This window comes from Gilliamella sp. B3801 (genome assembly GCF_026536645.1).
GTDB lineage: Bacteria > Pseudomonadota > Gammaproteobacteria > Enterobacterales > Orbaceae > Gilliamella > Gilliamella apicola_I.
Genome location: NZ_JAFNNR010000004.1, coordinates 254,228 through 265,019, shown reverse-complemented (window position 1 = coordinate 265,019; position 10,792 = coordinate 254,228). Strand labels below are relative to the sequence as shown.

9 protein-coding genes are annotated in these 10,792 nt (G+C 35.7%); all 9 read left to right on the top strand.

The genetic code is table 11. From position 1 onward, the window contains the following. The coding region (locus J3U14_RS05350) for a DUF2345 domain-containing protein (RefSeq protein ID WP_267369583.1) at window positions 1-1,142 on the top strand (1,142 nt) is incomplete at its 5' end. Between the two features lie 11 nt (window positions 1,143-1,153). Beyond that, entirely contained in the window at window positions 1,154-3,682 is a 2,529-nt protein-coding gene (locus J3U14_RS05345; protein ID WP_267350171.1) for a YwqJ-related putative deaminase, read from the top strand. 2 nt (window positions 3,683-3,684) lie between these two features. Continuing rightward, on the top strand, window positions 3,685-5,043 hold the full coding sequence (locus tag J3U14_RS05340; protein WP_267350173.1) for a hypothetical protein: 1,359 nt from the start codon (window positions 3,685-3,687) through the stop codon (window positions 5,041-5,043). A gap of 487 nt (window positions 5,044-5,530) precedes the next feature. Beyond that, window positions 5,531-6,268, top strand: coding sequence for a 30S ribosomal protein S2 (gene rpsB, locus J3U14_RS05335; protein ID WP_267350174.1), 738 nt, complete (start codon window positions 5,531-5,533; stop codon window positions 6,266-6,268). Between the two features lie 88 nt (window positions 6,269-6,356). Continuing rightward, window positions 6,357-7,217 carry a translation elongation factor Ts gene (tsf, locus tag J3U14_RS05330; protein ID WP_267350175.1) on the top strand — a complete coding sequence of 287 codons (861 nt, stop codon included), beginning with the start codon at window positions 6,357-6,359 and terminating at the stop codon, window positions 7,215-7,217. Window positions 7,218-7,337: 120 nt separating this feature from the next. Further along, entirely contained in the window at window positions 7,338-8,072 is a 735-nt protein-coding gene (gene pyrH, locus J3U14_RS05325) for a UMP kinase (protein ID WP_065633747.1), read from the top strand. Window positions 8,073-8,101: 29 nt separating this feature from the next. Further along, complete coding sequence (gene frr / locus J3U14_RS05320) at window positions 8,102-8,659, top strand: ribosome recycling factor (protein WP_065558475.1); 558 nt, start codon at window positions 8,102-8,104, stop codon at window positions 8,657-8,659. 651 nt (window positions 8,660-9,310) lie between these two features. Beyond that, on the top strand, window positions 9,311-9,976 hold the full coding sequence (gene deoC / locus J3U14_RS05315; protein ID WP_220216240.1) for a deoxyribose-phosphate aldolase: 666 nt from the start codon (window positions 9,311-9,313) through the stop codon (window positions 9,974-9,976). A gap of 54 nt (window positions 9,977-10,030) precedes the next feature. Continuing rightward, entirely contained in the window at window positions 10,031-10,792 is a 762-nt protein-coding gene (gene deoR, locus J3U14_RS05310) for a DNA-binding transcriptional repressor DeoR (RefSeq protein WP_267350177.1), read from the top strand.

Sequence of the window (10,792 nt, the reverse complement as noted above, 5' to 3'; positions counted from 1 at the left end):
GGTTTGAACTGCGCACTGATGAATGGGGGGCGATAGCGGCTGAAAAAGGCTTATACCTGACCAGCCAGACCGAGCCGAAAGCGCAAGGTAAACAGCTGGATATGCAAGATGCGATTGCGCAACTAGAAAACGCCTTATCGATTGCTAAATCACTGCAAAATGCCGCCAATCAAGCCGAAGCCCACGGTGCTGACACCGACAGCCAAGACCAGCTCAAGGCAAACTTAACCGGTCTGGCGCAAAGTGGCATATTAGCTTACGCTCAGCAAGGTATTGCGTTAACCAGTCCTGAAAACATCCAGCTATCAACCGGTAACAGCGTGAGTGTCACCGCTGAAAACCAGACCGACATCACGGCATTAAAAAACATCACACTAACATCGGGCGATGCGATAGGGTTATTTGCTCACAAATCGGGAATGAAGGTTTTTGCCAACCAAGGGGATATTGAAACACAAGCCCAAAATGCCAACCTGAATATGGCGGCTAAACAAGATGTCCACATTGACAGTGTAGACAGCAAAATGACATTAAGCGCAGACAAAACAATCGCTTTAATGTGTGGCGGTTCATACATTGAAATTAGCGAAAAAGGCATTGTACTGGGCACACCGGATAATGTGTACATGAAATGTAATGCGATGCAAAAAATGGGACCAAAAACATTAAATTACGAACCAATAAATGTACCTGCATTATTTACAGAACAAGACATGCAAGAAGGTTTAACGTTGATCTTAGAAACTGAAGATGGCTATCGAATCCCAATGACCAAGTATGTTGTACGGTTTAAAAATGGCGAATTAAGGCAAGGAAGATTAGACCGTGAAGGAAAAGTTGTATTAAAAAATGTGCCACAAGGAATGGAATATGCTTATGCCTATCCAGATCAAGACGATATTTTAGCTAAAGCAAATGCACAGCGATTACATAATGCAATAGAAGCCGGAAACGCAGAAAAAATGATTGATTATTTGTGTTTTGCGGAAGAAATTGTTGCAAAAACAATTGAAGTTTATAAACAAATCTATCATCAAGATCTGGTTAAAAATATAGAAAAATCAATTGGTCCTTACAATAACCACAAAGATCTCATTAATTTTCTATTAGCTAAAGCTAATTCAATCAATAAAAACAATTAGGATTTAAAACAATGGATACTGTAGAGGATTATATCATTGTTGCTAGCCCTTCTTTAAGGTATGTAACACCTAATAGGACAATGTCCTTTTATTTAAAAAAAGTCAACCCCAATGCTAAAGATATAAAAGACTTATCTATTCGTTGGGTATGTATTAATCATACAAATAGAGAAAAAAGTAAACAGAGTAATTTTTTTGGACCATTTGGTCCCGAATGGCTTAATGCAAAATGGAATCTGGTTGGTGTACATACTGTAATGTGTATCGTCAGGGAATTGTTGGGTGGTGAAGCCAAAATTTATCATTATGTACAACATGTGGTGAGTCAAGGTGATTGCTTGAGTTATGACCCAGCGACATTTGAAGAAACAGAAAACCCATTTGAATTTATCCACAACATTAAAAAACAAAATAATATAATTGAGACTTTAGAAAAATACAGTGAATTGGATGAAGAACAACAAGAAAAATATAATGAACGCAAAGAAAATAGGAAACAATTTTGCGATAAATTAGAAAATTTGTTAGAAAAAATACCATTAAGTCACAGAAATCATTTCAAAATGATGAGTGCCAGACATTATTCGTATGAATATCCTGATACCAACTCAATCCTACTACAAGTATGTTATTTTTATCATGAAAAAACAGTTTATTTATTAGATTGGACTAATCCCCTACAACAAGGGTGGTGTGGTGTATTTGAAGGTAAGGGAGATACAGAACAAGCTGCTCTGCTAGATGCCTTAGATGAATGGGAAAGTGATAATCGTTATCCAGAGGGCATATTAAAATGTCGATATTTAAGTGTTAGTCATCCAACACTTGAAATCCCTAAATATGATGGTGAAGGGTTACTTGTTTGGACTATAGAAGATCATAATTTTACTGAAGAATATCAATTTTCAACTGACGGCAAAACTTGGCTTGACAGTATTTCAACAGCCCTCACTTATCTTGCATTTGGTGCATTAATTGTTGCCGGCGCAATAACATTGTTTGTACCTTCGGGGCAAATAGCAACAGCAGCATTTTGGACTTATGGGGCAATAATATTATCGGCTACTGCAGGTATTAGCTCATCAGCTATCAATATAACGCAACGTTATAATAAAGGTTTTAGTAATTGGAAAGATGATGGTTTTGATGCATTAAATATTGTTGGCAATATGTTAGGCACTGGTGCGGGGCTAGCCTTGGCGAAATGGGGACCGCTTAAATTTTTATCCCAAGTAGGTACGAATACCATGAAAGTGAATGCCATTAAAGCGATGTTAATTGGTGAAGTAACGACAAATGGTGTGCAAGGTATTATGATTTCTACCGATATTGCGTCAGCTATTTACACTGTAATAAAAGATAAATCGCTTCCTCCTGATGAAAAACTATCAAAAATTATGACTTTAATTGGAGCAGGGGTGTTAACTGGCGCGTTAGTTTATCTCAATTTAAAAAACACTAAAGCAAATTTTGATTTTATAAAGAAAGATTCGAATTTAGTTCAAAAACTAAGTCGAGAAGAAATCGATGCCTTTATAAACGATCCAAATAGCATCATTATAGATCAACTAACAGAAATGGAAAAAAAATCAACAGGAGTTGCGCTACCAAAAGTTGAATTAGCCGATATGCCGCAAATGCGTGTATCTGTTAAACAGTTGCAAGAGCAGAATTTATTACCATTAACGAATAATACAACTATCTCAATTGCTAACAACAATCTACCGAATGCTGTCATTCCTCCTGCTAATTATTTTCGGATATTAAATAGCACAATTAACAGTGAATTTTTCTTATCTAATGAACTTAATAAGCATATTAATTTAACTGATCCCTTTGAGGCAACAAGAGTCGCATTATTAAATTCAAACCCAGAAGGCAAAATACAAATCTTAGCCAGAAATGGTGATCAAAAGATCAGTAAAACGGTCGTTAATACCCGTATATATGAAGATAAACGTAGTAATCTACAAAGTTTACAGGCAGACGTTAGGGAACGCATTTCTAAAGAAGATGGATGGAAAAGTAAGGTTGCTGCTTCAAAAGCAACTTGTACTATTCATGGCATGGACTTTGAAAGTGCTAAGGAATTTAATAATTTACCTTTTACGTTAAAGCATGCGCTAAAAGCAAAGGTTGTTGTACAAGGCGAATTTACGGGTCAATCGGCGCCAATTAAGGTAGTTGATATCAAAGGGTATATTGCGACTTTAAAACCGTATTATCCTGATAAAAAGATGGATGAAGCGACGGAAAAATTGATTGAACAATATCTTATAAAACATAAAGATAATTTGTCAAATTTTGATGGAATGCCTGGTGCGCATGCTGAAATATTGGCGGTAGATGATGTGTTTAAACAACTGCGTGCGAAAGATATAAAGCCAGAATTACATTTCAAGGATATTGACGTTTATACTGTCTATGTCAAAGACCCAAAAAATAAAGAACAATTTGGACAACCATTTGTAGCCTGTCGTAATTGTAGTGGTATATTAGATCCACTTATTAACGTGGTAACGAAGCGAAAAGGAGAGTAACCATGAGTAACAGAACCGATATTAAACCGTTTGATTTGCCGGTACGGGTCGAATTAAGCCATTTACAGCTTATTCAAGGCTTTTATTTTTTAAATGATGTGTTATTTAGTGGGTTGGCATATGACCATCGAGAACAAAAGTTGCATAAAGTGTACCAAATGACCGAAGGCAAAATCACGGGGGAACAAGCGTTTGGTTTTTATCAGCACAGCAGTGGGGTAAAAATCGATTTTGCGGTGATAGAAGATGATGAGTATTATGAATCTGATGATCCTGTCTATTATCAAGGTGAGTTGTTAAACGGGGTAACTTATAAATACTATGACGGTTTTGTGTGTGTCGAGTCATTGTGGATTGATGGTTATGACGTTGAATGGATTAATTGGTATGTCGATGGCTCAGGATTAGTGCGCGAATATCAGGCTAATTACGAAGAGTTCAGAAGTGTATTTAAGTGGGATTATAAACGGCTAATTAGCGTTGATTGTACTAAAGGAGATATTAACAACCGATCAAGTTTCTGTATAAGTGTAAATGAGCAAAATCAGATTAATTCTTTTGTTTTAGATACCAAAGATACAGCAAGCTTTGGAAAACTGGTTCAGTATGATGATCTTCCGTTACCGGCTAATAGTTTATCAGGATTACTGGCTTATTACCCTTTGGCGGAAAAAGTAAGTCTTAACATTTTTAGTGATGAAAACTTTGAATATTTTGCTGAGCTCACTGATTTTCAGCCCGTAAAACGATTAGAAATAGTAACAGAACATTTGTCATTAGCCTTGTTAACAAAATCGATGGATCTGCCGCAGTTAACCTGGTTATTTTTTGACGAACATGGTATTAGCGATTATAGCTTAGAAATCTTGCCAGAAGATGAGCGATTGATTAAACAAAAGGAGCGTGATACGCGTAACCATGCACTTATCACGTTGTTGTTAGCAATACAGGCTAAATATCATTGCGAAATTAAGTTAAATGCCAGTTCGGGTATTATGTTTCGCTATATTGATACTCAAGGTGAACTAATGATGGATGTGAATCAACATGATTTTAGTTATTTATTAGATCTGTTACCGAACGATAAAATAGTGGATTTGCGTTTACGTCAACGAAGATTTCCGGTTGCTTTATTGGACAAGCTGATTGGGCTGACGCATTTAAAAAAAATATGTCTTGAAGAAGATATTGCGAATATTTTTGATGAAAAGCCATCAGAAGTGGAACTGGCACAACAGTGTAACGCGCGTAATCAGACATTGTGGGCATGGTTAAATTCGCTACAGTTAAAATTGCATTGTGATATAAAGCTAGTCTCAGAAACATTAGACGTTTTTGAACAACGCTATCAAGGTGAATAGACAGAGTAAAACATGATTAATGTTGAGTTGAGTGATTTGCCGGTACGGGTCGAATTGAGCCACTTTAAAATAAAAAAACGATTCAATAAAATCATTTTTTAATAAAAATAGCGTAATAAAAAATATGGATTATGCATTATTAAATTATGAAATGAAATTGATGGTATTTAAAAATTATATTTAAGGCGTTAATCGATAACTTAATCCTCATTTATTATGACTGTAAATCTTTTTTTTGCCAATAAAAATCACATCGATATAAATAAAACTAGCAATATTTATCTAAATATGGTATAAAACGCGCGCTACTTTTCACATTCATTTTTCAAAAAAATCGTTGTGAGAGTCAGCACAAATTTTAAACTTTAATTAACGTTATAACACACACATATCATTACTCTTTTCCGGGGTGCCTTTTGTTTTATGCAATAAGGTCGGTTAAAGCGGATATGTGGAGGCATAACCCCAACGTCAAAATGAGGAAATCATGACTACAGTATCAATGCGCGATATGTTACAAGCAGGTGTACACTTTGGACACCAAACCCGTTATTGGAACCCAAAAATGAAACCATTTATTTTTGGTGCGCGTAACAAAGTTCACATTATCAACCTTGAAAAAACAGTACCAATGTTTAACGAAGCGTTAGCTGAATTAAACAAAGTGGCTGCACGTAAAGGTAAAATTTTATTTGTTGGTACAAAACGAGCAGCAAGCGAAGCGATTAAACAAGCCGCTGAAAGCTGTGGACAATACTACGTTAATCACCGTTGGTTAGGTGGTATGTTGACTAACTGGAAAACAGTACGTCAATCAATCAAACGTCTTAAAGATTTAGAAACACAAGCTAGTGATGGTACATTTGACAAATTAACCAAAAAAGAAGCACTGATGCGTGCTCGTGAAATGGCTAAATTAGAAAATAGCTTGGGTGGAATTAAAAATATGGGTGGCTTACCCGATGTGATTTTTGTTATTGGCGCAGACCATGAACATATCGCTATCAAAGAAGCTAACAATTTAGGTATTCCAGTCGTTGCTGTTGTTGATACCAACTCAGATCCAGATGGTATTGATTACATCGTTCCAGGTAATGATGACGCAATTCGTGCAATTCAATTATATGCAAATGCAGTTGCGGAAGCCGTTCGTGCTGGTCGTGAACAAAATCAATCTCTAGTATCTGAAGAAAGCTTTGTTGAAGAAGCTCCAGCAGCAGAGTAATAAACTCAAATATTTTCAGGGTCGATAATATAAATAATCGACCCATTCTAATGAAAATCATCACAATGGTTAAATAGAGGATTTAAAAATGGCTGAAGTTACCGCTTCTATGGTAAAAGAACTGCGTGAAAGAACTGGCGCAGGTATGATGGAATGTAAAAAAGCATTAGTTGAAGCAAATGGTGATATCGAAGTTGCTATCGACAATATGCGTAAATCAGGTCAAGCAAAAGCGGCTAAAAAAGCAGGTCGTGTAGCGGCTGAAGGTGTAATTATTTCTAAGATTTCTGCGGATAAAAAATCGGGTGTAATTTTAGAAATCAACTGCGAAACAGACTTTGTTGCTAAAGATGCAGGTTTCTTAGAGTTTAGCGAAAAAGTTGCTACAGCAGCATTGAACGATAACATTACTGATCTTGCTGCGTTACAAGCAAAATTTGAAGAAGAACGTACAGCACTAGTTGCAAAAATCGGCGAAAACATCGGTATTCGTCGTATTCAACAAATTTCAGGTGATGTAGTTGGTAGTTACCAACATGGTGCACGTATCGGTGTATTAGTTGCTGCAAACAGTGGTTGTGATGAAGAATTAGTTAAACATATTGCAATGCACATTGCTGCAAGCAAACCAGAATATGTTAGCCCAAGCGATGTTCCAGCTGATGTTGTTGAACATGAGCGCAATATTCAAATCGAAATTGCAATGCAATCAGGTAAACCACGTGAAATCGCTGAAAAAATGGTTGAAGGCCGTATGCGTAAATTTACTGGTGAAGTTTCACTTACTGGTCAACCATTTGTTATGGATCCAAGTAAGACTGTTGGTGATTTACTGGCTGAGAAAAAAGCGACTGTTGCTTCTTTCATCCGTTTTGAAGTGGGTGAAGGCATTGAAAAAGTGGAAGTTGATTTTGCAGCCGAAGTTGCTGCGATGTCGAAACAATCTTAATTGTTTCGTAAAAAACCGCCGTCAAGGCGGTTTTGTTTATCTACAAATTTTTTTAAATTATTGCTAGCTAGCCATTTTTAGCTTGTCAGGTAATTAAATAACGAAATAGTGAGACTTCATATGGTAACCCCTTTCTATAAACGTATTCTTCTTAAACTCAGTGGTGAAGCACTACAAGGCGATGAAGGTTTTGGTATTGATCCCACCGTTCTTGACCGCATGGCGCAAGAAATTAAAGAACTTATTGAAATGAATGTTCAAGTTGCTGTTGTTATTGGGGGCGGTAATCTATTTCGTGGAGCTGGTCTTGCAAAAGCCGGTATGAATCGTGTTGTTGGCGATCATATGGGGATGCTAGCAACAGTAATGAATGGTCTTGCAATGCGTGATGCGTTGCATCGAATTGAGGTTAATGCGCGTTTAATGTCAGCTATTCCACTTAATGGAGTATGTGACGATTATCGCTGGACAGAAGCAATTAGCTTGCTTCGTCATGGTAAAGTGGTTATTCTTTCAGCAGGAACAGGTAATCCTTTTTTTACAACTGACTCAGCAGCGTGTTTACGTGGTATCGAAATTGAAGCAGATGTGGTGTTAAAAGCAACAAAAGTTGATGGTGTTTATTCGGCCGATCCTGTTAAAGATCCAAATGCAACACTTTATAAAACATTAAATTATGAAAAAGTGCTTGATGATGAATTAAAAGTAATGGATTTAGCTGCGTTTACGTTAGCACGTGATCATAACCTGCCGATTTGTGTCTTTAACATGAATAAACCAGGTGCATTACGTCGAGTGATTTTAGGTGAACCCGAAGGGACATTAATTAATAATCAGGCAACAGTAAGCTGTTAGTCTTATTTATTCAATATAAGGTTTTTATTATGCTAAATGAGATTCAAAAAGAAGCGCAAGTGCGCATGGAAAAAAGTATAGATGCGTTTCAAACTCATATTTCTAAGATTAGAACAGGACGGGCATCGCCAAACTTATTAGACGGTATTATGGTTGAATACTATGGTAGCCCAACGCCGCTTCGTCAATTAGCAAATGTGGTGGCTGAAGATGCAAGAACATTGGCTATCACCGTATTTGATAAATCATTAACACCAATGATTGAAAAAGCAATTTTATCTTCTGATTTAGGGCTTAATCCAGCGTCGGCAGGTACGGTTATTCGAGTACCATTGCCACCACTAACAGAAGAACGTCGTCGTGATTTAACGAAAATTGTTCGTAACGAAGCAGAACAAGGTCGTGTGTCAATTCGTAATATTCGTCGTGATGCGAATGATCAAGTCAAAGCATTATTAAAAGATAAACAAATATCAGAAGATGATGAACGTAAATCACAAGATTTTATTCAAAAAGCAACTGACGCAGCCATTAAAAAATTAGATGCTGTACTTGTTGATAAAGAAAAAGAGTTAATGGAATTTTAATTCTTTGTTTGAAAAGCTTAGTTGATTTAACTAGGCTTTTTTTATTTTATTTATATCATTAGCTTTTAAAGTTTTGATTTGCATTTAGTGAATAATGCTTAAATATTCTAAATCAATGGGTATTGTTAGAGTGCGCATTACTTACCCAATTTCTTACCTATCCTATCAACTTGTTAAAAATTAGTGTTACTACGCCTGTTAAATTTTTTAGGCAATAAAATTGAATTAATTGTATTAGACGGCAATCGGGCAGTATCCAGATTTGTATTATGAGCAATTTGTTAATTATTTTTCTGGTCAGTTTGAAAACAAAGCAATTACTGCTGATGAACTTTACTTTAAGATTATTAACCTGTTGGAAACTACTGAAGTGTTAACCACTATATTTTAATTGCTAACAAAATATTGGAATGCATTTGAAAAAGACCTGTCAATATTGATATGGAGAAATCACGGTTCATTAAAGCTGGGTCTTTATTAAATAATTTTTCTGTTTAAATTGTCTGTAGTTAGCACAGAGTTTTGTTTTTAATTATCATAATTTAAGTATATAATGTTAGGATAATAACATCTATAGTCATATAATGTTATTATCCTAACATTACTAACAATATTTACTAGATATCATTAACAATAATTAAAGGACATTTTATGGGTTATGCAAAGTATATTGATCATACTTTACTCGCAATGAATGCGACTGAAGATCAAATACGTAAATTATGCGAAGAAGCTAAGCAGTACCATTTTTATTCTGTATGTGTTAATTCAGGTTATGTTCCTTTAGTCGCTAGCTTATTAAAAGGTAGTGATGTAAAGGTTTGTTCGGTTGTGGGTTTTCCGCTTGGTGCGATGTTAACATCGGCTAAAGCATTTGAAACCGAAATGGCTGTCAAATCAGGTGCTGAAGAAATCGATATGGTTATCAATGTCGGTTGGCTAAAAAGCAATGATTGGGAAGCAGTGAAAAAGGATATTGAAGCTGTTTTTAAAGCATGCGGTGCAGTTCCGTTAAAAGTCATTTTAGAAACTTGCTTGTTAACCAAAGAAGAAATTGTGAAAGTTTGTGCTATTTGCAAGGAAATTGGTGTTGCTTTTGTAAAAACATCGACTGGTTTTAGTGTATCTGGTGCGACGGTTGAAGATGTAAAATTGATGCGTGAAACAGTCGGTGATAAAATGGGTGTTAAAGCATCAGGTGGCATTAGAGATCGTCAAACGGCTGAAAAAATGGTTTATGCTGGTGCAAATCGATTAGGCGCTAGCGCGGGTATTGCGATTGTATCAGGCGATAAAACTTCCTCTAGCGGTTATTAATTCATCCTTCATAAGCTACTGATACAGTAGCTTATGGCTATAGATGGAATAGCAATGGAAACACAACCCAAAAAAAGAGTCAATGCACTTATTGAACATTTAAAAATAATCGATAAAATTCATTTAAAACAAGCAGCACAAATGCTTGGTGTTTCTGAAATGACAATTCGTCGTGATCTTAATAATCACTCCTCATGTTTGGCTGTTTTAGGCGGTTATGTGGTTAATCAGGCACGTCATACCATATCGCAATATTTTGTGTCTGATCAGCAAGATAAGCAAGTAATTGAAAAACGTTATATTGGTAAGTTGGTTAGTCAATTTGTTGATGAAAACGATACAATTTTTTTTGATTGTGGTACGACTATGCAATTTATCATTGATGAAATTAGTGATGATATTTCTTTCACTGCCATCTGCTACTCGCTCAATTCCTTTCTGGCATTACAAAAAAAACCAAAGTGTAAAATCATTTTATGTGGTGGGCATTATCAACTTAATAATGCAATTTTTACCAGTATTTGTTCAAATAATCAGCTCGATGTTATTTGTCCAAATAAAGCCTTTATTTCGGCAGCGGGTATCGATCTAACTCAAGGTACCACTTGTTACCATTTTGATGAGTTAAATATGAAACATAAAGCCATGAAAAAATCTAATCAAAATATATTAATTGTCGATCACACTAAGTTTAACCAAGTTAAGCCAGCTTTTATTTGTAACCTTGATGAATTTAATTTGGTAATGACAGACAAAGTACCTGATTTAGAATATGTTTCATATTTTAAAGAAAATAACATTGGTTTAATTTATTAA